A 24,427-nucleotide genomic window follows, 5' to 3' on the forward strand; every position below is an offset into this window, starting at 1 on the left:
TACCAACAGAATGCAATATTAATTAACTTTAGATACACAAACATAACAGTACAAGAAAATATACCTTTGGTAATTTTTTTTTCTAAAGTGGTGTTTTTTGTAAAATAAAGTTTAATTTAGCACCCTAAATTTACATGTAATTATGTCTGACATAGCAGCACGCGTAAAAAAAATAATCATAGAAAAGTTGGGTGTAGAAGAAACAGAAATTACTCCAGAGGCTAACTTCGAGATGGATTTAAAAGCAGACTCACTAGAAACAGTTGAATTGATAATGGAATTTGAGAAAGAATTCAATATCGTAATTCCAGATGAGCAAGCAGATAAAATAAAAACTGTAGGCGAAGCTATTGCATTTTTGGAAGCTAATGTATAATTAGCACGTTTTGGATATTGCCAACAACATCATATATAAAATACTTAATTTATGAATAATGTAGTTGTGACAGGCTATGGTGCAATTACGCCAATTGGAAATAGTATTTTAGAGTTTAGTAAAAATCTATATAATGGTGCATCTGGTGCATCTACAATTTCACGATTTGATACAACAAAATTCGCAACAAAATTTGCTTGTGAAGTAAAGAATTATACACCAACTGATTTTTTTGAACAAAAAGAAGTAAGGAAATATGACTTATTTACACAATATGCTTTAGTAGCAACAAAAGAAGCCATAGAATTTGCTGGGTTAAATGATATTAGTAAAATAGATAAACATAGAATAGGTGTTATTGCAGCTTCTGGAGTTGGTGGCATAGCTACATTCCAAGAAGAAATGTATCAATACTGGCAACACCAACAGCCACGTTATTTCAGTCCATACTTTGTTACAAAGATGATAGTAAACAACATTGCAGGACATATTTCAATGATATATGGATTTAATGGATTAAATTTTGCTGTTGCATCAGCATGTTCTTCTTCCGCACATGGAATAATTAGTGCTGTGCAGAATATTCAATTAAACAAAGCAGATGTAATCATTGTAACTGGCTCTGAAGCACCAATACACGAAGCAGGAATAGGCAGTTTTAGTGCAATGCGTGCATTGTCTACCAACAACCAAGAACCAACTTTAGCATCAAGACCATTTGATACGCAAAGAGATGGTTTTGTACTTGGAGAAGGTGCCGCTTGTTTAATATTAGAATCAGAAGCACATGCACTCAAAAGAAATGCAAAAATATTAGCAAAAATTGATGGTTATGCCATGAATGCAGATGCTTACCATATTGCAAAACCAATGCCTAATGGCGAAATGATTGCATACAATATTGCAAAATGTTTGGATGATGCAAACGTACAAATTAGTGAAATTGATTGCGTGAATGCGCATGCAACATCTACACCACAAGGCGATTTGGCAGAAATAAGTGCTTTAAATACTGTTTTTGGTGATACACTAAAAAATATAAATATTACAGCCACAAAATCTATGACTGGACATTTGCTAGGTGCAGCAGGAATTATGGAAAGTGTGGCTAGCATACTAACAATAGAAAAGCAGGAAGTACCACCAACTATAAATCTAAAAAATAGAGACGAAGCAATTGCAAAAGAAATTAATTTAACGGAAAACATAGCACAGAAAAGAGATGTAAACTATGTACTGAATAATAATTTTGGTTTTGGTGGCCACAATGTTTCCATACTTTTTAAGAAATATAATGTTTGATTTTCTTAAAAATATAATCTTCAGAAGTGCAAAGAAAGATATACAACAGAAGTCTGTAGCATATAAACATGGTGCATTGTATCAGCGTGTTGGCTATTTTCCAAAAGAAGAATTAATTTATATTAAAGCATTGACGCATTCATCGTATAATAAAAAAACATACGAAAAAAATGAAAGACTAGAATTTTTAGGTGATGCCGTTTTGAATTTTGTGATAGCTGAAATATTATATGAGAAATTTGAATATAAAAACGAAGGACAATTAACTAGGTTAAGATCTAATATTGTAAGTAGAAAATATTTGAATGAAATTGGATTCAACTTAGACTTGCATGTATATCTTAAGCATAAATTACATCCACAGTTTTATAAAACATCACCAGATATTGTTGGCAATACATTTGAAGCATTGATTGGTGCCTATTATGTAGATTTAGGTATTGCCACAGTAAAAGAGATAATATACAAATTATTGATAGAACATATAAACTTTGATGAGTTAATAGCTCAAGCAAAAGACAAAAAAAGTTATTTGTTTGAGTGGTCGCAAGTAGAGAAAAAAACAATAAGATTTGAGCATACATCAGCAGACAATGTGCCTCATGCATTCCATGTTAAAATATATATTAATGATGATTATATTGCTGATGGATATGGGAAAACTAAAAAAGAAGCAGAGCTAGAAGCTTGTACCAATGCCTGTTCTATTCTTGATGTTTAGTCTTCTATAAATTTGTGAAGTGTAAAGCTGAAAGTAGTTCCTTTGCCTAAGCTACTACTTACATTGATGGTTTCTTCGTGTGCTTCAATAATATTCTTTACAATAGAAAGTCCTAATCCTGTTCCACCTACTTTTCTACTTCTACTTTTGTCTGCTCTATAAAAACGTTCAAAAATTCTTGGAAGCTTTTCTTCTTCTATGCCTGTTCCACTGTCAGATATTTCAACAATATATTGTTCGTCAATATCGTATAGTCTAATATCTACTTTTCCACCATCTATATTATATTTTATTCCGTTTGATATTAAATTTTCTAATACTTGTAAAATTCTATTTTCATCAGCAAATACAAAATATTCGTTCTCATTTGCATGAATTTTTACATGTACATTATATTCTTGTGCCATAATTTGATAATGATACATTACTCTCTTGAGTAATTTTACAATATCAAAAGCAGTTTTTTCAAGTTGTATTCTTCCTGTTTCAAATTTCGATATTTCTAACAGATCACTTACAATCGTTTCTAATCTGTCAATGTTTGATGCAGCCTTTTCTAGGTATGATTTAATAAATGTAGCATCATCAAGATCTGAATCTAAAAGTGTTTCAATATAGCCTTGTGCATTAAAAATTGGTGTTTTTAGCTCATGTGATACGTTGCCTACAAATTCTTTTCTATACTGTTCAAGTTTTCGTAGTTCTCTTATCTGTTTATTTTTATTGATAGCCCATTCTGCAACATCACGTTCTACTGTTCTTAAGATATTATCTTTTGATGCTTTTAATTCTTTTTCAAACTTTAATGGTTTACCAATTGTTTTATATATTATTCCAATCTTATTATATATAAATCTTTTTAATACATATCGTATTAAAATAAAACTTGCAAAAAGTATGGCAACAAAAAATGAGATAATAATTTCAAAAGGCGTGTTGAGTAAGAAAATGAAATGTATAATTATAAAAAAGGCAGTAGATAAAATTGCTACTGCCAAGCTTGTAATAAATGCTATAAAACTTAAGGAAGGACTTTTCCTCATATTTCTTCAAATTTATATCCTATACCTTTTACTGTTTTGATTAAATCTTCTCCTAACTTTTCTCTTAATTTTCTGATATGAACATCAATTGTTCTATCACCAACTATGATATCTCTTCCCCAAATTTCATTCAAAATTTCATCACGTTTAAATACTTTTCCTGGTTTAGATGCAAGTAAATAAAGTAATTCAAATTCTTTTCTTGGAACAGCCATTTCTTCACCATTGAAAGTAATTAGGTAACGTTCTCTATCTATTTTAAGATTTCCAACTTCTAATGTAGAAGCTTTTGCTTCTTTACTTTCATATCTTCTAAGCAATGCTCTTAGCCTGCTTATTAATACACGTGGTTTAATTGGTTTGCTAATATAGTCATCAGCACCAGTTTCAAATCCAGCTATTTGAGAATAATCTTCAGTTCTTGCTGTTAAAAATGCAATAATTGTATTTTCAAATTGTGGTAATTCTCTTAGTGTTCTACATGCTTCAATACCATCCATATCAGGCATCATCACGTCCAATAGAATAATATCTGGTTCTTCTTTCTTTGCTATTTCAACAGCTTGCCTACCATTTTCTGCTGTTAACACTTCAAATCCGTCTTTCTCTAAGTTATAGCTTAGAAACTCTAAAATGTCTTGCTCGTCATCAACTACCAACACTTTAAATTCTTTTTCATTTGTACTCATATTCTATTTATCTTAACGCTAATTTAATGCTTATTTTTGTAAAAAAAAATAATTACTACACAAACATAAAAAAAATTATCATTCATTCAATATATTAGCAGATATTTTTAAACAATTATAGTAGAATACTTATGAAAGGAATAATTTTAGCAGGTGGCTCAGGCACAAGATTGTATCCAATTACTTATGCAATCAGCAAACAAATCATGCCTATTTACGATAAACCAATGATTTATTACCCACTTTCTGTACTAATGCAAGCCAATATCAATGAAATTTTAATTATATCTACACCACATGATATGCCAAATTTCCAAAGATTGTTGGGCAACGGAGAAATTTATGGTTGCAAGTTTAGCTATGCAATACAAGAAGTGCCTAATGGACTTGCACAAGCATTTGTGATTGGAAAAGAATTTATTGGTAATGATAAGGTAGCTTTAATTTTGGGTGATAATATTTTCTATGGCTCAGGATTAGAAGACTTATTAATGAAAAATAATGATCCTGATGGTGGCGTTATTTATGCTTATCATGTTTCAGATCCAGAAAGATATGGTGTTGTAGAATTTGATAATACATTTAATGCCGTGTCTATTGAAGAAAAACCATTGCAACCTAAGTCAAACTACGCTGTCCCTGGTTTGTATTTTTATGATAATTCTGTAATTGAAATTGCAGAAAACTTACAACCATCACCACGTGGCGAATACGAAATTACTGACGTAAATAAAGAATATTTAAAACAAGGCAAACTAAAAGTTGGAATTTTAGATAGAGGCACAGCTTGGTTAGACACAGGCACTTTTGATTCATTGATGCAGGCATCACAGTTTGTGCAAGTAATAGAACAAAGACAAGGCTTAAAAGTAGGTTGTATAGAAGAAATTGCATTCAGAAAAGGATTTATAGATAAAGCACAATTGCAGAAAATAGCAGAACCATTATTAAAAAGTGGATATGGACAATATCTAATTGAACTGCTAAAATAAATTATAACTAAATGAAAATAATAGTAACAGGCGGAACTGGTTATATTGGTTCGCACACCATTGTAGATTTATTACAAAATAATTTTAAAGTAATATGTATAGATAATCTTGCACGTTCAACAACTTATCCAATCAATGCAATTAAAGAAATTACAGGTAAGGATTTTGAGTTTGAACAAATAGATTTATGCAATAAGCAAGATACTTTCAGAATTATTGAAAAGCACAAAGATGCAGTTGGAATTATACATTTTGCTGCCTACAAAACTGTACCAGAATCTGTTGCCAATCCACTACTATATTATCATAACAATTTAGATTCATTATTAAATTTATTAGAAGCAATAGAAATTTACGGTATTCCAAATTTTGTATTCTCATCTTCATGTTCAGTATATGGCAATGCAAAAGAACTACCAGTAACCGAAGATACACCATTTCAAGAAGCTGAAAGCTCATACGCACATACTAAACAGATTGGCGAACAGATGATACAGCATTTTGCTAAAGTACATTCTAATCAATTTATATTGTTGAGATATTTTAATCCAATTGGCGCTCATCCAAGTGGTTTGATAGGTGAAATGCTAAAAAACAGACCAGATAACTTGGTGCCATATATTACACAAACAGCAATTGGAAAATTAGAGCAACTTACAGTCTTTGGTGGCGATTATCCAACAAGAGATGGCTCTTGTATCAGAGATTATATACATGTATGTGATATTGCACATGCACACATTGGCAGTACAATATTTAATTGATAATAAGAATAATTCTAATTGTGAGATATTTAATTTAGGTACAGGAAATGGTGTTTCTGTGTTAGAAGCTATTCAATCTTTTGAGAAAGTAGCACAACAAAAACTAAATTATGTAGTAGGCAACAGAAGAGCTGGCGATGTTGAATCTATTTATGCCAATAACGGAAAAGCAAATTCAACACTAAATTGGGAATGTAAATTTTCACTTGATGATGCAATGCTTTCTGCATGGAAATGGGAACAGAAAATGAAAGAATTAAATTTATAATATGCACCAAAGTTTTGAGACGATATGTATTAAAGATGAGCCAATAGAAAACCATGCATCACATGCATTGCCTATCTACGCTACATCTACATTTGTGTACGATGATATTGATAGTGCATTAGATTATTTTAAAGGAAAATCGGACAAACATGCTTACTCAAGATTGAGTAATCCTACTACAGAAACTGTAGCCAAAAAGATAGCTAGATTAGAAGGTTTTGATGAGAAAAATCCAATAGAAACATATGGTGTATTATTTGGCTCAGGTATGGCTGCAATTAGTACAGCAGTACTAGCTGTAGTAAAGTCTGGCGATACCATAATTACAACAAATAATATATATGGCACAAGTAATGAGCTGCTAACAAGTTTATGCCAAGAATATCAAATTCAGACAGTATATATAGACTTAAATAATACAGTAGCGTTAGAAGATTTTATTAAAAACAATAACAATGTAAGTGCTATCTATATTGAAACACCAACAAATCCAACATTAGATTGTTATGATTTAGAAAATATTGCTTCAATTGCTCAAAAGTATAATGTAAAGACAATTGTAGATAACACATTTGCCACACCATATATTCAACGACCAATTCATTTAGGAATTGATATTGTTATACATTCAGGCACAAAGTTTTTAAATGGTCATGGTACAGGCATTTCAGGTGCCGCAGTTACAGCATCTAATGAAATATATCAAAAAATAAATAGATACAAAAAAATATTAGGTGGAATATGCTCACCATTTGAAGCATATTTATTAAACAATGGCATAAAAACATTACCAATAAGAATGCAGAAACATCAAGAGAATGCAATGGCACTAGCTCAATTTTTAAATACACAAAGCAGAATTAAAAAGACGAACTACTTAGGATTAGAATCACACAAAAGTCATGCTATTGCAAAAAAGCAAATGCTAGGATTTGGTGGAATGTTGAGCTTTGAAATTGATGGAAATTTTGATGATGCAATTCAATTTATGAAGAAAATTAAATATTGCACAATTACAGCAACATTAGGCACAGCAGACACGTTAATCACACATCCAGCGAGTACAAGCCACAGCAATATGCCAATAGAACAAAGAATAGCTGCAGGCATTACTGATGGTTTAATTCGAGTTTCTGTAGGATTAGAACATATAAATGATGTAAAAATTGATATCGAAAATGCTTTAAAATAAACTATTCTACACAAATCGTTCACATAAAATACACAAACTCGTTCATAAAAGACACCAATTCTACGAAATAAACACAAAAATTACACTACAATATAAAATGCAATATAGAATGGTTGCGTAGCTTTGCAATACACACACAACACACACAGTATGATTTTTTTTGAACAAAAACTCAATAGAGTTATAGTAGTTCTTTGTTTTATTGTTGGTATTCATCATACGTATGCTCAAAAAAATGACACTATTTTGGCTAATTTAGAAGTAGTAGATTCTGTTCACACAAAGACAAAGAAAAAGGCTATAATTGGTTTTCAAACTTGGTATAATAATCAGAAAACAGAAGGATTATCTATCAACCAAAAGACAGAAAAAAAATGGTATGAAAATTTTGCTATTCGTGGCTACGCACAATTTAGATACAATAGGTTGCTAGAAACAAACAAAGACCTAAAGTGCGAACAATGTGACAAAAATATTGGCAATGGTGGAGGATTTTCATTCAGAAGAATTAGGCTAGTATTTTATGGACAAATAGGCAAGCATGTTTATTTCTACATTCAGCCAGATTTTGCGAGTTCTGCATCATCAACACAACAACATTTTGTGCAACTTAGAGATGCATACATGGATTTAGGTATAGGCAAAAGCAATGAGTTTCGATTTCGATTAGGACAAAGCAAGGTGCCTTTCGGATTTGAGAATATGCAATCTTCACAAAATAGATTACCACTTGACAGAAATGATGCACTGAATAGTGCCGTTGCAAATGAACGAGATATTGGTGTTTTTTTCTATTGGGCACCAAAAAAAATGCGTCAACATTTTTCTGATATGGTGAAAGAAGGATTTAAAGGTTCAGGAGATTATGGTATTGTAGGATTTGGTGTATATAATGGACAAACATCTAATAAACCAGAACTAAATAGAACACCACATGTTGCATTTAGAGCATGTTATCCTATAAAAGTAAAAAATCAGATTATAGAACCAGCTATTCAAGCATATTCTGGGAAATACACGCTTTCTTCGGAATTAATATCTACTGATACAAAGGTGAAAGCAGATAAGAACTATATAGATCAAAGAATTGCAGGAAGTTTTATCTTATATCCAAAACCATTTGGTATTCAAGCAGAATATAATTTTGGAAGAGGGCCAGAGTTTAATAAAAAAACAGACTCAATAGAAGTAAAAAATCTACATGGAGGTTACATTACATTATCTTATTTCTTACCTATCAAAAACAAATTATTTATCCTTACTTTAGAGCTCAATATTATAAAGGTGGCAAAAAACATGAGTTAGATGCACGAAGCTATGAAGTTAAAGAGTTTGAATTAGGATTAGAATATCAACCAGTAAAACAGTTTGAGTTTGTAGTAGCTTATGTATATGCACAACGCAGGTTCGAAGACTTTAAACTACAAGACAATTATCAAAAAGGACATATTATTAGATTACAAGCACAAGTTAATTTCTAGAAAATATTAAACATAACAACAATCAATTAAAAGATAAAAAACACAATTATTAAAATTAAACATTAAAAATATGGCATTATCATTTTTAAAATTTTTCCAACCAAAAGACAAAGTATTTTTCAATTTGTTTGAACAAGCAGTTGATATCATGGCAAAAACCAGCGAAGTATTCATCGAAGCAATGAAGGCTACAGATGCTAAAAGATTTGAATTATTGGCGCAAACAAGCGGTTTAGAACATCAAGCAGACAATGTAACACACAATATCTATGTAGAATTAAACAAAAATTTTATCACACCATTTGATAGAGAAGATATACATGAGCTAGCATCAGCATTTGATGATGTTGTTGATTACATAGATGAGATTGGACACAAAATGAAAAACTACGAATTCGGAGAATTTAATGACTTTGTGTACAGAATGGCAGAACTTAACCACGAATCAATAAAAGAATTAAAAAATGCAATTTATGGTTTAAGAGACATCAAAAATCTAAAATCAGTAAATGATTCTTGCTTAAAAGTACATAGCTACGAATCAAAAGTAGATTTATTGTATAGCGAAGCAATGGGCGATTTAATTAGAAATAATAAAGACAATCCAGTGAGAATTATCGTGATGAAGGACTTATATGAAGATTTAGAACTAATATCAGATAAATGTCAAGATGTATCAAACGTTGTTGAGTCTATTGTAATAAAATATTCATAAGAGACAGAAAATAATTATTTAAAAAAGTATTTAATCCAAAATATAAATTCATGGAATTTGTAATAATCGTCATAGCTTTAGCACTCATTTTTGATTATATCAATGGTTTTCACGATGCAGCAAACTCAATAGCTACAATAGTTTCTACAAAAGTGTTAACACCATTTCAAGCAGTGTTGTGGGCAGCATTTTTCAACTTTGTAGCCTTTTTAATTTTCAAAGACCATGCAGTTGCCAATACAATAGGCAAAACAGTAAACGAAAGTTTTATAACACTTCCTGTAATTTTTTCTGGGCTAGTAGCTGCAATTATTTGGAACTTGTTGACTTGGTGGTATGGCATTCCATCATCATCATCACATACACTTATTGGTGGCTTTGCTGGTGCAGCTATTGCACACGCATTTTTAGTAAACGGAATGATGCCTGTGGCAGATATTATTGATAGTGAAAAAGTATTGAAAACAGTTGCTTTTATCTTTTTAGCACCACTAATAGGTATGATCATTTCTATGTTTTTTACGCTAATAATGATGAACAACAATACATGGATAAAATGCGCAGTACTGTCACTTACAGCAGTTGCAATTTGGTTTATGTTTATCAGATTTCAAGAAAAAAAGATTGATGCAAATATTGATAAATTCTTTAGAATTGAAAAATATCAAAAAGACCTAAAAGACCCATCTAAAAAAGATGAATATCCAAAAATAGAAGAAAAACTAGCTAAAGCAAAAGAGAACGCAACAACATCATATCCATTCATTTCACAGTACGAAAGTAAAGGTGGAGAAAAAATTGCAGCAGAAATAGCCAGCAAACATAGATTTGAATGCGGTAACCACATCAAGAATTGAAGACAAACTAAAACTCTTTTTTGAGGTAAAAAAACTAGAGAACTTAGCAAAAAAAGATGCTAAAAAATATGAAGTAGCTTATGCTGATGCCAAAAGAGCAGTAGACTCATTAAAACCTATTGCAAAAATGCATCAAGAACTAGGCATGCACGAAATGGCAGAGAAAATGTATGCTTCAGGTTTAATTCAACCTAATAAACATGATGATTTTGTAAAAACAGTTGAGATAGATATACAAAAAGACTTAGCAAAAGAAATGGATAAATCAAACAATAGAATTATTCGTTTTGGATTAATTGCTATGTTAGCTTTAATCATTATATCATTTATTTATAATGAAAAAATTAAAGAACCAAGTGCGGCACGTACAGCCAACAATTTTAAACAACTACAATTGTTGTCTTCAGCAGCATTTAGTATTGGGCATGGTGGTAATGATGCACAAAAAGTAATGGGTATTATTGCAGCAGCACTTATAGCCAATGGCAACATTGCTGATATAAAAAATATGCCAGATTGGGTACCATTGTCTTGTTATTTAGCAATTGGCTTAGGTACATTGAGTGGTGGTTGGAAAATTGTAAAAACAATGGGTTCAAAGATTACGAAAGTTACACCATTAGAAGGCGTTTGCGCAGAAACTGCTGGCGCAACAACATTGTTCTTAACAGAGCAAATGGGAATTCCAGTTTCTACAACACATACAATTACTGGTGCAATTATTGGTGTTGGTGCAACAAAAAGATTAAGTGCAGTACGTTGGGGCGTTACCATCAATTTACTTTGGGCATGGATACTAACCATTCCAGTTAGTGCAACTCTAGCAGCATTTACGTATTGGGTAGTACAATTTTTTATAAAATAGGCAATTCTAAATATTAATTAAAGGAACCTAGAATGTCTATTGACTTTTGAGCTTGTTCTAATTTTGTTAAAATAGCTGGCTTTTCGCCTTGTGCCATACCAAGTACATAGATATCAAACTCATACTCATCATTTTGATTGGTAAGAAATGTTGTAAGACCTTGTTCATCTGAATAGCCATGTTCTCTATATGTAATTTTTGGACTAAAACGTGTGCGTATAATTTGCTGGATAGGTATTTCTACAAATACATTTTTATCTATAAAAATAGAAATAAAGGCATCACCAATAAATGGAATAACACCTAGCCAAGCAAAACGATATTTAAAAAACACCAATCGTTTGTTGGTTAAATATAATATTCCACTATTGTATGATTTTGTGTCATTCTTTCTTAGAAATTTGACTTCCTCATTTACTTCTATTATATTTTCATTTGGAGTTTTATCAAAAGTAAAATTTTTGCGAGCCTTGTTACCAAGAGATACAAATACAAAAGAAAGTATCACTACAATAACAAATAATACAATTACAATCATGTTTTAAGATTTTAATTTTATGGTTGTTTTCTTAACTAAGATGTTATCTAAGATAAAAAAACAAGATATTCCAAAATAGCTATACACATTTATGAAGAATTATTTATATAAAGTTATTAAAAATAAATTAATGCAATTTGATTTTAATAAAAGAATAATAAATCAACACTAAAGGTATTTTTTATTAAATAAAAAGCCTAAAACATAAATAAATATATTTTGAGCCAAAACTATGAAAAAGAGAAAATGTTTGTGTCTATTACTCTACCTGTAATCGTACAAAACATCTTCTTTGTTGTCTTATTCTAGAAAACTACCAAGGTATATACATTGGTGTTAGCGTATATTTATCTGTGGTTGTTCTATCTCCTAATTGACCGACACTATTATCACCACAAGCCCAAAGTGTATGATCATTCTTTAACACTAAGCTATGATATCCTCCAGCACTCATTGTGCTTACATTATTAGCTATTTTTACTAAAGTGTGTCTAAATTTAGAACTCATTGCTTTTACATTTTCTGTAATTTTTAAAAGTTAATTTTTATCAGTATTAGTACTATCTCCAAGCTGTCCATTATTATTATAGCCACAAGCCCAAAGTGTATTATCTGCTCTTAGTATTAAAGAGTATTCATCTCCAGCATCAATTGCTGCAATTTTAGTTGTGTTTTTTTCTTTTCTGCATGCTGTGGCTAGTATTATGCATAGCATTAGCGTTATTAATTTTAAGTTTTACATTTTTTATTAAAAATAAATTACCAGCATTTTGGTTTTTTGGCAAACTTTATTCCTGTATTAGCTGTATTTACTATTGTATTTCCGTATGCTGTAAGCGTATTGTAATTACCATTGGTGGTCATTTGTCTTGCACCACAATTGTCTTGTATCCAAATCCAAGCTAAGTATCCAATGCCATTAGTATGTGCTGCTTGCATAGTTGTTACTATATCTAAGTTTAAAGTACAGTTGCCTGCATTGTCATCTTGTCTATTGGAAATTTCACCTAACAAAATGGGAATATTCCAAGTAGCAGCATCGTTTAAAAGTGTAGTGATTGCAGATGCCGTTGGTGCATATGCAGACCAATAAGTATGTGCTGAAAATATTAGGTTGTGTTTTGGGTCTGTATTCTGCAAACTTGCACCAATACTTTTCCACAAATTGATATGTTGTCCGCAATCAGAAGCATCTAACACTAATGGCATATCTAAACCAGCATTACGAAGATTATTAATGATGGTTTCATACATTGTTTTAAATCTATTTTCATCGTTGTTATACCATTTCACATAGCCAGCTTCGTTCACAGGATTTATCATTAACCACTTTTTGTGTTTTAATAAAATTGCTTTTACGTTAGCTTGTGTAAACCAATTGCAAGTAGTAATAATAGACTCTACACTATTAGAACAAGTTTGGTCGTGTAGTTCTAAGATAGGTATCATTTTATTTTGGATACAACGAGACAATGCAGAATCTAATAAGGCTAGATTGCTATATATAGGTGCATTGTTATTGGCATACCATACAATGCGTACTGTATTGGCACCAGACTTTGCTATTTCGGGAAATAGATTTTCTGAAGCATTCCAGCCCCAACCGTAAACGGCATAGTTAACTCCTTTTGGAATAATTGTATCTCCACAAGGTGCAATAATGTGTTTACCTTTTACTGTAATTGTTGGATTATTTACAATAGGTGTTGGTGTACCACCGCCAGTAGGAATGCAAGAACAAAGACCTACCATTAAGATTAAATAATAAAATAGATTTTTCATAATGTATATAATAATATTTATTACTTTTTCCAATCTTCAGGCCAATTTAATAATCTATCTAAGCTTTTGTATGTACCATATTCTATAGCATGTTGTCCTCCTGCTGTGCCTGGCACACTGGTTTTAAATTCTTTTATTCTAAAATAACGCCAATTTTTATAATCTATAAAATAATGCTGTGTAGTACCAGAGGCTCCAAACACTTGAAAATAGTTATCAATATTTTGCCAATCATAAGATGCGCCTATTATGCTAGAGATGTCTTCTACGCTATGATCGTAGTTAGTTGTGGATGAACTTGAAGTATTTTTTTGATATACAATACATTTGCTTTGTTTGAAGAAAAAGTGAATACCATAACCAATGTAACCACCTGAGCCGGTTGGAATTTTAATAAAGTTGAGTGTGCTGCCTTCAATTTGTTTACCTTTAGCAAATGATTTAACAAAAATTGACTCATAAGCATTCCAATTTGTCTGTGTAAAGTTTCTCTTTCCATTGGCATTAGATCCAATTTGACGCACACGTATACTATCTGCAAAAACAAAGTCTGTAAGATATAAACCTGAATTTGCTGATTTAATATAATTAGGGAATGTACTTACATCAATTAAACTATCTAAAGTATATGGACCTTCTGTAATTTCCATAGAATCTTTAACAACATCTATCATTTTAGCTTTAAAGTATTTTTTCTGAGCTGAATTATCTGCACCTAAGAGCATAAAACAATAATCATCGTCGCCTCCATCAAATGGATTATTTACATCGTATAATACCGTTTTTGATGAATTATTGGTTGGAGATGGTTGAGGCGATGGTGTATTGTTGTTGGAACAACTATAGATAAGAAATACAACAACAAATTTTAAGATTTTAATAAATGTACTCATTATAAATAATTTTTATTTTCTTAAGGTATTAAAGTAAGCTCATCTTCCCATATATTTCCAGGTGGCATATCTATTTTATTTACAATTCTTTTTAAATTTAGTTTGTTGCCACTCAAAGAAACTATACTAAAAGAATCTATTTCATCAGGAATGCCAGGTTGGTAATTAATGACTAATGTTTTTTCATCATTTATGATGTTATATTTATACTTTTTAATTCTTCCTACTACATTCCCAAAACAAGCATTCTCGTTGTCGCCTTCTGTAATATATACATCTCCATTTTCATAAAAATTATATACACTATTTTTCCAACACCATTTTGAATAGGTATCTCCATCTTCTTTAAATGCAGTAGATTTCCATTTATTGTTTATCAATTTAGATTGAAATGATGGTAGTGTTTCTTTTTTACATGCTATGTTTAGAACTATTGTAACAAAGAGTACGATTGTTGATACTTTTTTTATATTCATGATTAATTATTTTATAATTTTAAATTAAAAATGTCATTTTTCTCCAGCTCGTATTTCTACATTTGGTCTAATGTCATAGGCTACTTCTTTTACAGTTACAGATTTATAATCTGCAGAAGCATTGATTTTCATCCAACCATAATGTCGTTCAGTACCAATCATAAAACGTACACCTACTAAAACATCACCTTTTCCTGCAAATCCATAATTATCATCTGGATATCCTGGAGATTTTTCAAGTTCAAAAAAATTACAGTAGCTTTCCCAAGTGGAAGAGCCACCACTAATCAGATCATTGTTATTTAGTGGTTTTACATAATCATCTGAATTGATTTCTTGCGTAAGATATTCATTGCCTGTTTGTGAATAATCTAACCATAACTCATAATCAAGATCGTTGTCAGCATCTTTGTATAAATCTAATTCAATTTCAAAATCTAGCATACCATCATCGTTTATATCAATACTCATATCTGATTCGGCATTATACGAACTTACTTTCATTTCTAAATTTACAACACGATGGTTGATGTTTGGATTATCTGTTTCTTTTTTACATGCCCATATTAATAAGCTTATACAAATAATAATTAAAATGTTTGTTCTCATAATTTTTTGGTTTTATTCGTGATAAGAAAATTTACCTTCTGAAATGGATAAAATATTGCCTTCTACGCATTGCATTGTTCCGCTAAAAGTAGCTTCAACAATTTGTGGATCTTTTGATACTTTTATAATATTAATAGTTAGTTGACTACCTTGCATTGTGCCACCACACAAATAATTACTTGCTGTTAAATTCGCAAATTGTGCTATATTTTGATTGACACCTGCATTGCTGCTATTAGGTATATTTACCGTGTATGTTCCTTCTATTTCTGTATTATATAAATTAATATTAAAAGCTTGCTGTGTGGCACCACTACCTTTTGCTCCAGCTATATTGATTAATTTTGGTCCCAATGCCTCAGAAAAATGATAACTGCCAAAAATTTCACTGGCATCAGATTCCCAATAAATCCCATCAATTTTAAAACTAAGATGATTTTTACTTGTAGATGTGTTGTTTTCTTTAGAGCATGATGCACATGAACTAAATAACATTAATGCTATTATTGTACCTAGGATGTTAATCTTTCTTTTCATTTTTAATCTTTTTAGTTATTTTGTAAAATTGATTATACCAACCATAGATTACAAATCAATTTTATGTATCTTGTAATAAACATTATATCGAAATGAATTTATTTTTAATCAATAAAAGGTTGAAAATCATATACTTAAATCATTATTTTTGTAATAATTTTTTAAACGAACTAAGTATTCTAAATCAATGATTTTTAACTATAAATTATGAAAGAATTACTTACTGTACGCGTTATTTTAGCATTAGAAGATGAGTTTTTAAACTACCTTTTAACACATTTAAAGAATGAAAAAAGGCAATCTTTGCTAGTTTTATTAAAAAATATTCTACTGGTTAAAGATGATGAACAAATTAATAAACAAATTATTTTTAAAAAAGTATTTGGTAAAAAATGGAACAAAGAGAATGATTATCTTTTAAGGAACGAATTAAAATTATTGAAAGATAAAATTGAAAAAAAATATATCATCTATCAAACTCCAAAATATATTCAAACATTAGAGAATAAGATTAAATTAGATTTTTATAGAAATATTAAAATATCAGATGAGTATTATAGTTTATACAAAATTTATCAAAAAGAAAATCAAATAAAGCTAGATTTTGGTGATGCCATAGAAAGAAATATTGAGTATGCTGACTATGCAAGAATAAATACTGCAAATTACCAAGAACGAGGAGAATTGTTGAAAAAAAATCTATTAGAAATAGAACACAATCTAAATCAATTTTATATAACACATAAGTATAAAATAGATACGATAAGGTCTCATTTATTATTACAAAAAAAACAAATCACTAATCAAAATAATAATATTTTTTTTGAGTACATAGACATAAATATTCCCGCAAATAGTCAAAAAAATGCTTTCAATGATTATTGTATTGCTTATGCTAACGCTTATTCTAATTTTGATGCGTCTACTATAGAACAATGGGAAAATGTGTATAATCTTTTGAATAAAATACCTAATCAATTTAAAAATTATGATAAAGAATTATATCAAACATTAAGTACATTGGCTACAGTTTGCTCTATACGTTTAGATTTTGTAAAATCTGATTATTATTTTAATATTTTGTTCAATTCCTTACCAGAGAATTTATTAAAACAAAATATGAATGCATATTTAAATTATATTACTAATTTGAATAAATTAAAAAAATTTAAAGTTAGCAAACAGCAATTAATTAGTGCAGCAAAATTATTTGGAAAAAACATCACTCAAACTCCACAATATAGAACTCAGGAATTAGTTACTGCAATTTATTTGAATGACAAATTAGAGCTTAAAAAATTAATGGCAATAGATTTTGATATGCTACAACCATTTGAAAGAATTTTTTATCGTTTTTTTTATTGTATTTATTTTTTGCAAGAAAAAGAATATGAAATGGCATTTACAGAAATACAAAATTTACAGCGCTCCAAATTAATGACAGAAATTGATTCTTATTTTGGTTTAATTGCAGATTATTTTTATTTATGTATCAAAACATTAAACAACTTTCATCATGTAAATAAATTTCCTCAAAAATCAATCAATGAAATTATTCAACTACAGCAAAAGATTATAGATTCAAATTTACCCATGCTCATAAACTATTCTCCTTATCTTTGGATGCAAGAAAGAATAAATAAATACATCAATTAAAAATCAATATTCAGAAATGATAGATACACAAGAACTAGACCAATTTATAACATTAGCATTGCATGAAGACATTAGAACAGGAGATTATTCTTCATTAGCATCTATAGATACAAATGCAACAGGAAAAGCAAAGTTATTAGTAAAAGACGAAGGAATATTGTGTGGTATAGATGTTGCAAAAGCAATTATACAAAAAGTAGATAGTAATCTAGAAATGGAACAACTTCTCAATGAAGGTGACACAATTAAACATGGTGATATTGCCTTTTATTTACATGGAAATGCCATTGCAATACTATCAGCAGAACGACTAATACTAAACTGCATGCAACGCATGAGTGGCATTGCTACACAAACTAAAAAATATGCAGATGCTATTAAACATACAACATGTAAAGTAATAGACACAAGAAAAACAACACCTAATATGCGTTTTTTAGAAAAGTATGCAGTAACAGTTGGTGGTGGCGCAAACCATAGATTTGGATTGTATGATATGGTAATGCTTAAAGACAATCACATAGATTTTTGTGGCGGAATTACTAAAGCAATACAAAAAACAAAAGATTATTTAGCAGCAAATAATCTGAATCTAAAAATTGAAGTAGAAACACGCAACCTAAAAGATGTAGAAGAAGTATTGCAATGTGGCGGAATCAATAGAATTATGTTAGATAACTATACACCACAACTTTGTATAGAAGCAGTAAAACTAATCAACAATCAATATGAAACAGAAGCAAGTGGTGGCATTACACTAGAAACAATAGCATCATATGCAGAAACTGGCGTAAATTTTATCTCAGTAGGTGCACTTACTCATTCTGTACGCAGCTTAGATTTGAGTTTGAAGGCAACTATAAAATAAAAAAGCATTACCAATATTTGAAATTAGTAATGCTCGAAAGTTTATTATTAAGTAAGATAACTATCTAAATTATTAATGATGATGTCCACCATCACCATGCACATGACCATGTGCTAATTCTTCAGCAGTTGCTGGTCTTACATCAACTACAGAAACTGTAAAGTTTAAATCTTTTCCAGCTAATGGATGATTAAAATCCATGATAACATGCTCATCATTTACATCGCAAACAATACCTTGAAATTGATTGCCTTCATTGTCCATCATTGGTAAAATATTTCCAACTTTAATAGTATTTGTATCTATATTGCCTTGCTCATCTTTAAATGAATCTATAGGAATATTTACTATGTTCTTTTCATCAAACAAACCATAACCATTGGCTGCGCCAATTACAAAAGACACACTATCACCTACTGTTTTGCCCAATAAATTTTGTTCAAACTCTGGCAATAACATTCCTGCACCATGTAAAAACACAAGTGGCTTATCCTGAGATTTGTCAGCAACATTCATTTGTCCATCATGCTCCACTTGAAGCTCGTAGTGCACACTCACTACCATGTCTTTTTGTACTAATAACATAAAATAATTTTTGCAAAGGTAAGAATTTTTACAAATAAAGTATGTGGCACCTAAAAGAAGTATTTTTTTCTTATGTTTGTTTAACAAATGATGCAGTTTAATATCCAATCTATTGAGCATCTAGATGCAGTATCAAATTATATTGTATCTAATATGAAAAATTATAAAACTTTTTGTTTTTTTGGAAACTTAGGTGCTGGGAAAACAACATTGATAAATAATATTTGTCAAAAACTACAAATTACTGATGAAGTATCTTCACCTACATTTTCAATAATTCAAGAATACAAATATGGAAAAGATATTGTTTGTCATATAGATTTGTATAGAGTAAATGCTATAGAAGAAGCAATAGATATTGGCATCGAAGATTATTTATACCATCATATTTGTTTTGTAGAATGGGCAGATAATTTTATAGAATTAATGCCATTACCTTATGTGAATATTCAGATAACACAAATAGATGATAAAAGAATAATTGACATAAATGTTGTAAATTAGTGCTGATATGGAAGCAATTATAGATAAACCTAAAATTGATTATGCTTTATATCCAAAAGAAGTTTTAGCATTATTGAATAATAATCAAAAAAAACTACACCTTGGAATTCCAAAAGATATAACCTACCAAGAAAAAAGAATAAGCCTAACGCCAAATTCTGTTGCAGCCTTAGTGAGCTTAGGTTGTAAAATTTCTATTGAAGCAGACGCAGGCGTAGATTCTTATTTTTCTAACGAAGAATATATAAATGCTGGAGCTGATATATGTTATGACAGAGAAGAAGTGTACAAAGCAAATACTATTATAAAAACTACACCTATTGATGCTACTGAATTAAATCTTTTACAACGCAAACAAACTATAATTTCGCCAATATTTATTCCGTCATTATCAAAAATGATGTTAAAAACATTGATGGAAAAAAATATAACTGCATTAGCATTTGAATATATAAAAAGCGAACAAAACACCTATCCAATAGTGCGTTCTATGGCAGAAATTGCTGGAAACTATGTGATGGTTATTGCAGCAAACTATTTAAGCATTCAGCATGGAAAAGGCGTATTGCTAGGTGGAATTGCAGGACAACCACCAACAAGAATTTTAGTGTTAGGTGCAGGAAAAGTAGCAGAATCTGTTGCTAGATATGCACTTGCACTTGGAGCTACCATTCAAGTATTTGATGATGATATTAATAAATTATCTAGACTACAATATAGCATTGGCTCAAAAATATATACATCAATTATAGATCCAATCAATTTAGCAAAAAACTTAAGCAGAGCAGATGTTGTTATTGGAGCACTACGACCAATAAATGGAAAAACGCCACAAGTTGTGAGCGAAGACATGGTTAAGAATATGAAAAAATCTGCTGTAATTATTGATGTTGCAATAGATAGTGGTGGATGCTTTGAAACTTCTGTCTTGTGCGACCATAACGAACCACATTATGTAAAACATGGCGTAATACATTATGCAGTGCCAAATATTGCAGCAAATGTACCAAGAACAGCAAGTTTTGCACTTAGCAATGTCCTTACACCAATACTTAAAGAAACAGCACAATATTCAAGCATTGAACAACAAATAAAATTTAATGCTGGACTAAGACATGGTGCTTATCTATACAAAGGTGCGTTGTGTAAAGATTTTATTGCTCAAAAATTCGATTTAAAATACACAAACTTAGAGTTTCTCTTAAGTGCAGATTTTTAATAGCATGAAGTGGATAAGCACTTATACTGGATTTTTTAGAAACATTAGATTGTTTCATTTTATATATAATTATATTAATAGAAATAAATTACAACATAATAAACCATTATATAGTAAGAATAATATAAATCAAACAGTATATCATTCAATTTCATCTAAATTATTTAAAGATAGAACTACAAAACTACCTTGGTTAGATTATCCCAATAAAGAAAATGAAATTATAAATCACCCAAAATTTTCTTCATTTTCTAAAGAAATACAAAAAGGCATACTCAATTGGTATAGAAATGGATATATTATTTTAGATAGATATGTTGGAGACGAACTAGTTGCAGAAATCAATCAAGATGTGGAATATTTATTGGAAACTGAAGTGCTGCAATTTAATTATACAAAAAGGAAAATATTTGATGCTTTTAAGTATGCACCAAGCATCAAACAATTAGTACACGACAAAAGTATTACAGATATCTTGTCTTTTATATTAGATAAAGAAGTTTTCCCATTTCAAACAATCAACTTTACAAAAGGTAGCGAGCAAAAACCACATAGTGATTGGCTACACATGAGCACCTTTCCACGTGGATATTTAGTTGGTGTGTGGGTTGCACTTGAAGATATTACCATAGATGCTGGACCAATTGCATATTATCCAAATTCGCATCATCTACCATATTTATCTAACAGTGATATTGGCGCAAAAAATAATATTTTGTTTTTGGATAAAGATGCAAATAACAAATTTGAACATAAAATAGCTCAAGAAATTGTAGCGCATCAACTACAAGCCAAAGTTTTTGAAGCCAAAAAAGGTGATGTGTTGATATGGCATGCAAATTTGATACATGAAGGTATGCCAATTATCAATAATGCATTAAGCAGAAAAAGTATGGTAATACATTATTTTGCCAAAGGTGTTATTTGTTATCATGAAATAAGCGAAAGACCAGCTTTGATTGATGCGAAATAACAAATAGCATTTATTTTACCATAAAATGATTCGCATATTTTTGCTTAAAATTTTGTTTAGTGTCAAACAACCAACGCATAGCCATATTTTTAGGTACAGCAAGTGTATCTACGGTTTGGTAGGTACCAAAAACTCTATCCCAAAAAGCTGTAGTTACACCATGGTTTAATTTTGGATTTCCAAAATGATGGTAGAAATGATGTTTTCTCATTTTTAAACCATAGCCAATTATTGGTTCTTTGGCATGGAAAAGTTTGTGTGCAGACTCATAAATTAAATACATTCCAGCTAAGCCAATAGAAAAAAACAAGGCATTAGAAAATGTAAAAAACACACTCATAATTAACGTTGAAATGCCAAGAAATACAGCTGCTAATACTAGTTTTTTGTGCATAGGCACAAAGTAATCCCATTCAGCATGATGCCTTTTGTGTTCTTGTCTTATAATGTGTTTTGCCTTATTTTGATGTCCTAAAAAACGATGTATAATATATTCTAGAAATGTCCAGAACAATATGCCACATGCGAGAAAAATTATCTTTAGTATCATAAAAATATTTTATCAAATTTAAACATATTTTTATCATTAAGCATTTTTATGTTTCAATTTTTCTTTCTCAGTTTTTAGCCAATCTTCTACAATTTCTTTAGTCAATTCAAGTTGTGCTTCAGATATTATTTTCATAGATTCTTGGTTGTTAGCAATTTCTTGTTCCGTTTTTGCTTTGTCGATATTGGTGTACAACAATAATTTCTGATTTAATTCATGGTTTCTTTGGTTGATGTTTTCTATAGATTTTAGTTGTATATCGTGTTCTATATTTCTAAGCATATCATCATATGGTCCTTTGTTTGAAAATAATTTTGTAAAAATTGGAGCAGTTTCAATACAAATAAATAATAGCGTAATAAACAAACTTGGAAGTTGTGGCAATTGCTGTTGTGCATCAAGTCTTGCCATCAATCCATCATAGTTTTCTATTGTAGGTTGCGTTTTGCTATAAGCATCATCTCTTTTAGATTTTAGTGCAAGAATTTGTTGCTCACGTTCATCAATCAATGGTTGAAACTCAGCTTTTGCAGCATACAGTTCTTTCTCAATTTTATCATATTGCTCTTTTTTCTCTTTATACACTGGACCTTTTCCTAATTTATAAGTACCACTTGTGCCTTCTGCTTCTCCAATAAATGCTTTGTATAAAGTATCTCTTTGTGCTTGTATTTTTTGTAATTCAGCTTTGTAAGCATCTATTTCTTTGCGCAAGCTATCTTGCAATGGCGAATATTGTTCTGTTAATTTCTTTTGTGCATCAATTGCAAATAGTCTTTGTTTTTCTTGTATTTTTTGAGCAATTTCTTTTTCAAATATTTTTAATTCTAATGGTTTTGCAATAACTATAGCAAGAATAAGTGCTAATACAATCCTAGGAATAACCAACTTTATTTCATTCCAAAATTTATCTTCTTTTCTAATCGTTGAAACAATAAATCTATCAATATTAAAGATAACTAAGCCCCAAATTATTCCAAAAACAATAGCGGCATCAGCTCTGTTAAACACAGTGTATAAAGCATAGCCACCAGATATTGAAGCTAGCAATCCAGTAAAGAAAACTGTTGCGCCAATACCTACATATTTATTCTGTTCGGAGTGCGGACATTGCTTTAATATATCTACATTTGCTCCAGAACAAAACCAAAAAAATCTTGTAAAAAGGCTATAATTTTTAGTTTGTTCAATATTATTCTCTTTCATTGCTGTATTTGTTTTTAATATCTTTAATATATTTATTTAATTGTGTGTTGTCTTTGTATTTAATTTCAAGATTATCCAATACTTTATTTTTTGTAGAAATAAAATCAATTTTATTTTCTATAATTTTAATTGGTTCTATTAGATTTGGTTTTGAGTCAGAAATATCTACAACACATTTGCTGATTTCTGGCGTATCTATTTTTGGTATTGTAAGTGGAATATAAAAATTTGGCAGAGCATACGCAGTTTCCATTTCTGGCAATTGAATTTTTGGTGTTGGCACATATATTTTTTCCAAAATAGGCGTAGGAAAAACATGAATATCTATTTTTTGCTCAATAGTATGAATGCCATTATACAATGTTAATACTATTGAGAAGTTTTCTGAATTAAAGAACTTGTGCTTGCCTACACTATTTACAATGCCTAAGCCATCAATCTCAATTCTTTTAGCATTAATGGCTTGCCAACTAAATTCTATACTTTGTCCTTTTACTATTCCAAATTGATGTGGAAAATCTTTGATGGCATGTAGCTCTATTTTTCTCTGATGTGCGACATCTATTGCATAAATTGTATAATCTAAATAAGGCAAATCTTCATCAGCAGCATTATTCAAGTCAGCAGAATGTTCTGTTTTGTTTGATTTTTGATAATACCAAAAGCCAAAAACAATTAGTGCTATTATGATAAAAATTAAATTCAATATTTACTTTCTAAAATCATTACTCAAATGTATAATAGATATTACAAAGCAGATGCCATT

Annotated in this window: 27 protein-coding genes and 2 pseudogenes; 15 read left to right on the forward strand and 14 right to left on the reverse strand. The window is 30.1% G+C overall.

Features of this window, described 5'->3' with window-relative positions; genetic code table 11:
* Positions 1 to 142 precede the first annotated feature (142 nt).
* From IPK18_06860 to rnc, 3 genes are read left to right on the forward strand one after another with little or no spacing between them, the layout of a single operon-like run.
* Entirely contained in the window at positions 143 to 376 is a 234-nt protein-coding gene (locus tag IPK18_06860; protein QQR99218.1) for an acyl carrier protein, read from the forward strand.
* Between the two features lie 51 nt (positions 377 to 427).
* Positions 428 to 1,678 (forward strand): beta-ketoacyl-ACP synthase II, encoded by a 1,251-nt coding sequence (gene fabF / locus IPK18_06865; protein ID QQR99219.1) that lies wholly within the window; start codon positions 428 to 430, stop codon positions 1,676 to 1,678.
* Positions 1,671 to 2,399: a ribonuclease III gene (gene rnc / locus IPK18_06870; GenBank protein ID QQR99220.1), complete on the forward strand. Its 729-nt coding sequence runs from the start codon at positions 1,671 to 1,673 to the stop codon at positions 2,397 to 2,399. Before fabF ends, rnc begins: the two co-directional genes overlap by 8 nt.
* Here rnc and IPK18_06875 read toward each other — a convergent pair.
* The gene (locus IPK18_06875) at positions 2,396 to 3,442 is read right to left on the reverse strand and encodes a sensor histidine kinase (protein QQR99221.1); all 1,047 of its coding nucleotides are present in this window, start codon (positions 3,440 to 3,442) and stop codon (positions 2,396 to 2,398) included. The genes rnc and IPK18_06875 overlap by 4 nt on opposite strands.
* The gene (locus IPK18_06880) at positions 3,439 to 4,131 is read right to left on the reverse strand and encodes a response regulator transcription factor (protein ID QQR99222.1); all 693 of its coding nucleotides are present in this window, start codon (positions 4,129 to 4,131) and stop codon (positions 3,439 to 3,441) included. Before IPK18_06880 ends, IPK18_06875 begins: the two co-directional genes overlap by 4 nt.
* 131 nt (positions 4,132 to 4,262) lie before the next feature.
* Here IPK18_06880 and rfbA point away from each other — a divergent pair, with 131 nt between their 5' ends.
* From rfbA to IPK18_06915, 7 genes and pseudogenes are all read left to right on the forward strand, one after another.
* On the forward strand, positions 4,263 to 5,123 hold the full coding sequence (gene rfbA, locus IPK18_06885) for a glucose-1-phosphate thymidylyltransferase RfbA (protein QQR99223.1): 861 nt from the start codon (positions 4,263 to 4,265) through the stop codon (positions 5,121 to 5,123).
* Between the two features lie 11 nt (positions 5,124 to 5,134).
* A pseudogene (gene galE / locus IPK18_06890) lies at positions 5,135 to 6,155 on the forward strand (UDP-glucose 4-epimerase GalE).
* Between the two features lies 1 nt (position 6,156).
* A complete protein-coding gene (locus IPK18_06895) occupies positions 6,157 to 7,347 on the forward strand; it encodes an aminotransferase class I/II-fold pyridoxal phosphate-dependent enzyme (GenBank protein ID QQR99224.1) in 1,191 nt (396 codons plus the stop codon).
* Positions 7,348 to 7,497: 150 nt separating this feature from the next.
* Positions 7,498 to 8,828 (forward strand): annotated as a pseudogene (locus IPK18_06900) (porin).
* Between the two features lie 70 nt (positions 8,829 to 8,898).
* Positions 8,899 to 9,543, forward strand: coding sequence for a DUF47 domain-containing protein (locus IPK18_06905; protein ID QQR99225.1), 645 nt, complete (start codon positions 8,899 to 8,901; stop codon positions 9,541 to 9,543).
* A gap of 50 nt (positions 9,544 to 9,593) precedes the next feature.
* Positions 9,594 to 10,400, forward strand: a complete 807-nt coding sequence (locus tag IPK18_06910; GenBank protein QQR99226.1) for a SoxR reducing system RseC family protein — start codon at positions 9,594 to 9,596, stop codon at positions 10,398 to 10,400.
* Between the two features lie 127 nt (positions 10,401 to 10,527).
* Positions 10,528 to 11,265: an inorganic phosphate transporter gene (locus IPK18_06915; GenBank protein ID QQR99307.1), complete on the forward strand. Its 738-nt coding sequence runs from the start codon at positions 10,528 to 10,530 to the stop codon at positions 11,263 to 11,265.
* A 13-nt stretch (positions 11,266 to 11,278) separates the two neighbouring features.
* Here IPK18_06915 and IPK18_06920 read toward each other — a convergent pair whose 3' ends face one another.
* From IPK18_06920 to IPK18_06955, 8 genes are all read right to left on the reverse strand, one after another.
* Complete coding sequence (locus tag IPK18_06920; GenBank protein QQR99227.1) at positions 11,279 to 11,803, reverse strand: hypothetical protein; 525 nt, start codon at positions 11,801 to 11,803, stop codon at positions 11,279 to 11,281.
* Between the two features lie 313 nt (positions 11,804 to 12,116).
* Positions 12,117 to 12,311: a hypothetical protein gene (locus IPK18_06925; protein QQR99228.1), complete on the reverse strand. Its 195-nt coding sequence runs from the start codon at positions 12,309 to 12,311 to the stop codon at positions 12,117 to 12,119.
* A 30-nt stretch (positions 12,312 to 12,341) separates the two neighbouring features.
* Complete coding sequence (locus IPK18_06930) at positions 12,342 to 12,518, reverse strand: hypothetical protein (GenBank protein ID QQR99229.1); 177 nt, start codon at positions 12,516 to 12,518, stop codon at positions 12,342 to 12,344.
* 44 nt (positions 12,519 to 12,562) lie between these two features.
* Positions 12,563 to 13,585 carry a cellulase family glycosylhydrolase gene (locus IPK18_06935; GenBank protein ID QQR99230.1) on the reverse strand — a complete coding sequence of 341 codons (1,023 nt, stop codon included), beginning with the start codon at positions 13,583 to 13,585 and terminating at the stop codon, positions 12,563 to 12,565.
* Between the two features lie 20 nt (positions 13,586 to 13,605).
* Positions 13,606 to 14,478 carry a hypothetical protein gene (locus IPK18_06940; GenBank protein QQR99231.1) on the reverse strand — a complete coding sequence of 291 codons (873 nt, stop codon included), beginning with the start codon at positions 14,476 to 14,478 and terminating at the stop codon, positions 13,606 to 13,608.
* A gap of 20 nt (positions 14,479 to 14,498) precedes the next feature.
* Complete coding sequence (locus IPK18_06945) at positions 14,499 to 14,954, reverse strand: hypothetical protein (GenBank protein QQR99232.1); 456 nt, start codon at positions 14,952 to 14,954, stop codon at positions 14,499 to 14,501.
* Between the two features lie 33 nt (positions 14,955 to 14,987).
* Positions 14,988 to 15,563, reverse strand: a complete 576-nt coding sequence (locus IPK18_06950; GenBank protein ID QQR99233.1) for a hypothetical protein — start codon at positions 15,561 to 15,563, stop codon at positions 14,988 to 14,990.
* Positions 15,564 to 15,575: 12 nt separating this feature from the next.
* Positions 15,576 to 16,100 carry a hypothetical protein gene (locus IPK18_06955; GenBank protein QQR99234.1) on the reverse strand — a complete coding sequence of 175 codons (525 nt, stop codon included), beginning with the start codon at positions 16,098 to 16,100 and terminating at the stop codon, positions 15,576 to 15,578.
* A 207-nt stretch (positions 16,101 to 16,307) separates the two neighbouring features.
* Here IPK18_06955 and IPK18_06960 point away from each other — a divergent pair, with 207 nt between their 5' ends.
* Positions 16,308 to 17,756 carry a hypothetical protein gene (locus IPK18_06960; protein QQR99235.1) on the forward strand — a complete coding sequence of 483 codons (1,449 nt, stop codon included), beginning with the start codon at positions 16,308 to 16,310 and terminating at the stop codon, positions 17,754 to 17,756.
* Positions 17,757 to 17,772: 16 nt separating this feature from the next.
* Positions 17,773 to 18,624 carry a carboxylating nicotinate-nucleotide diphosphorylase gene (gene nadC / locus IPK18_06965; protein ID QQR99236.1) on the forward strand — a complete coding sequence of 284 codons (852 nt, stop codon included), beginning with the start codon at positions 17,773 to 17,775 and terminating at the stop codon, positions 18,622 to 18,624.
* Between the two features lie 72 nt (positions 18,625 to 18,696).
* Here nadC and IPK18_06970 read toward each other — a convergent pair whose 3' ends face one another.
* Positions 18,697 to 19,209 carry a peptidylprolyl isomerase gene (locus IPK18_06970; protein QQR99237.1) on the reverse strand — a complete coding sequence of 171 codons (513 nt, stop codon included), beginning with the start codon at positions 19,207 to 19,209 and terminating at the stop codon, positions 18,697 to 18,699.
* Between the two features lie 87 nt (positions 19,210 to 19,296).
* Here IPK18_06970 and tsaE point away from each other — a divergent pair, with 87 nt between their 5' ends.
* The 3 genes from tsaE to IPK18_06985 are packed head-to-tail and all read left to right on the forward strand — an operon-like array spanning position 19,297 to position 21,905.
* On the forward strand, positions 19,297 to 19,713 hold the full coding sequence (gene tsaE, locus IPK18_06975) for a tRNA (adenosine(37)-N6)-threonylcarbamoyltransferase complex ATPase subunit type 1 TsaE (GenBank protein ID QQR99238.1): 417 nt from the start codon (positions 19,297 to 19,299) through the stop codon (positions 19,711 to 19,713).
* Between the two features lie 7 nt (positions 19,714 to 19,720).
* Positions 19,721 to 20,932 (forward strand): alanine dehydrogenase, encoded by a 1,212-nt coding sequence (locus IPK18_06980; protein QQR99239.1) that lies wholly within the window; start codon positions 19,721 to 19,723, stop codon positions 20,930 to 20,932.
* A gap of 4 nt (positions 20,933 to 20,936) precedes the next feature.
* Entirely contained in the window at positions 20,937 to 21,905 is a 969-nt protein-coding gene (locus IPK18_06985; GenBank protein QQR99240.1) for a phytanoyl-CoA dioxygenase family protein, read from the forward strand.
* A gap of 10 nt (positions 21,906 to 21,915) precedes the next feature.
* Here IPK18_06985 and IPK18_06990 read toward each other — a convergent pair whose 3' ends face one another.
* The 3 genes from IPK18_06990 to IPK18_07000 are packed head-to-tail and all read right to left on the reverse strand — an operon-like array spanning position 21,916 to position 24,367.
* Positions 21,916 to 22,455 (reverse strand): sterol desaturase family protein, encoded by a 540-nt coding sequence (locus tag IPK18_06990; protein QQR99241.1) that lies wholly within the window; start codon positions 22,453 to 22,455, stop codon positions 21,916 to 21,918.
* A gap of 36 nt (positions 22,456 to 22,491) precedes the next feature.
* Positions 22,492 to 23,661: a DUF4407 domain-containing protein gene (locus tag IPK18_06995; protein QQR99242.1), complete on the reverse strand. Its 1,170-nt coding sequence runs from the start codon at positions 23,659 to 23,661 to the stop codon at positions 22,492 to 22,494.
* Positions 23,648 to 24,367 carry a hypothetical protein gene (locus IPK18_07000; GenBank protein QQR99243.1) on the reverse strand — a complete coding sequence of 240 codons (720 nt, stop codon included), beginning with the start codon at positions 24,365 to 24,367 and terminating at the stop codon, positions 23,648 to 23,650. The genes IPK18_06995 and IPK18_07000 overlap by 14 nt, the downstream gene beginning before the upstream one ends.
* Between the last annotated feature and the right edge of the window lie 60 nt (positions 24,368 to 24,427).

Source organism: Sphingobacteriales bacterium, from assembly GCA_016699615.1.
Lineage (GTDB): Bacteria > Bacteroidota > Bacteroidia > Chitinophagales > JADIYW01 > JADJSS01.

What these genes read in the sequence shown, in the direction of transcription:
- IPK18_06860 (QQR99218.1), top strand. Translation starts at nt 143, where the DNA reads ATGTCTGACATAGCAGCACGCGTAAAAAAAATAATCATAGAAAAGTTG.
- fabF (QQR99219.1), top strand. Translation starts at nt 428, where the DNA reads ATGAATAATGTAGTTGTGACAGGCTATGGTGCAATTACGCCAATTGGA.
- rnc (QQR99220.1), top strand. Translation starts at nt 1,671, where the DNA reads ATGTTTGATTTTCTTAAAAATATAATCTTCAGAAGTGCAAAGAAAGAT.
- IPK18_06875 (QQR99221.1), bottom strand. Translation starts at nt 3,442, where the DNA reads ATGAGGAAAAGTCCTTCCTTAAGTTTTATAGCATTTATTACAAGCTTG.
- IPK18_06880 (QQR99222.1), bottom strand. Translation starts at nt 4,131, where the DNA reads ATGAGTACAAATGAAAAAGAATTTAAAGTGTTGGTAGTTGATGACGAG.
- rfbA (QQR99223.1), top strand. Translation starts at nt 4,263, where the DNA reads ATGAAAGGAATAATTTTAGCAGGTGGCTCAGGCACAAGATTGTATCCA.
- IPK18_06895 (QQR99224.1), top strand. Translation starts at nt 6,157, where the DNA reads ATGCACCAAAGTTTTGAGACGATATGTATTAAAGATGAGCCAATAGAA.
- IPK18_06905 (QQR99225.1), top strand. Translation starts at nt 8,899, where the DNA reads ATGGCATTATCATTTTTAAAATTTTTCCAACCAAAAGACAAAGTATTT.
- IPK18_06910 (QQR99226.1), top strand. Translation starts at nt 9,594, where the DNA reads ATGGAATTTGTAATAATCGTCATAGCTTTAGCACTCATTTTTGATTAT.
- IPK18_06915 (QQR99307.1), top strand. Translation starts at nt 10,528, where the DNA reads ATGCATCAAGAACTAGGCATGCACGAAATGGCAGAGAAAATGTATGCT.
- IPK18_06920 (QQR99227.1), bottom strand. Translation starts at nt 11,803, where the DNA reads ATGATTGTAATTGTATTATTTGTTATTGTAGTGATACTTTCTTTTGTA.
- IPK18_06925 (QQR99228.1), bottom strand. Translation starts at nt 12,311, where the DNA reads ATGAGTTCTAAATTTAGACACACTTTAGTAAAAATAGCTAATAATGTA.
- IPK18_06930 (QQR99229.1), bottom strand. Translation starts at nt 12,518, where the DNA reads ATGCTATGCATAATACTAGCCACAGCATGCAGAAAAGAAAAAAACACA.
- IPK18_06935 (QQR99230.1), bottom strand. Translation starts at nt 13,585, where the DNA reads ATGAAAAATCTATTTTATTATTTAATCTTAATGGTAGGTCTTTGTTCT.
- IPK18_06940 (QQR99231.1), bottom strand. Translation starts at nt 14,478, where the DNA reads ATGAGTACATTTATTAAAATCTTAAAATTTGTTGTTGTATTTCTTATC.
- IPK18_06945 (QQR99232.1), bottom strand. Translation starts at nt 14,954, where the DNA reads ATGAATATAAAAAAAGTATCAACAATCGTACTCTTTGTTACAATAGTT.
- IPK18_06950 (QQR99233.1), bottom strand. Translation starts at nt 15,563, where the DNA reads ATGAGAACAAACATTTTAATTATTATTTGTATAAGCTTATTAATATGG.
- IPK18_06955 (QQR99234.1), bottom strand. Translation starts at nt 16,100, where the DNA reads ATGAAAAGAAAGATTAACATCCTAGGTACAATAATAGCATTAATGTTA.
- IPK18_06960 (QQR99235.1), top strand. Translation starts at nt 16,308, where the DNA reads ATGAAAGAATTACTTACTGTACGCGTTATTTTAGCATTAGAAGATGAG.
- nadC (QQR99236.1), top strand. Translation starts at nt 17,773, where the DNA reads ATGATAGATACACAAGAACTAGACCAATTTATAACATTAGCATTGCAT.
- IPK18_06970 (QQR99237.1), bottom strand. Translation starts at nt 19,209, where the DNA reads ATGTTATTAGTACAAAAAGACATGGTAGTGAGTGTGCACTACGAGCTT.
- tsaE (QQR99238.1), top strand. Translation starts at nt 19,297, where the DNA reads ATGATGCAGTTTAATATCCAATCTATTGAGCATCTAGATGCAGTATCA.
- IPK18_06980 (QQR99239.1), top strand. Translation starts at nt 19,721, where the DNA reads ATGGAAGCAATTATAGATAAACCTAAAATTGATTATGCTTTATATCCA.
- IPK18_06985 (QQR99240.1), top strand. Translation starts at nt 20,937, where the DNA reads ATGAAGTGGATAAGCACTTATACTGGATTTTTTAGAAACATTAGATTG.
- IPK18_06990 (QQR99241.1), bottom strand. Translation starts at nt 22,455, where the DNA reads ATGATACTAAAGATAATTTTTCTCGCATGTGGCATATTGTTCTGGACA.
- IPK18_06995 (QQR99242.1), bottom strand. Translation starts at nt 23,661, where the DNA reads ATGAAAGAGAATAATATTGAACAAACTAAAAATTATAGCCTTTTTACA.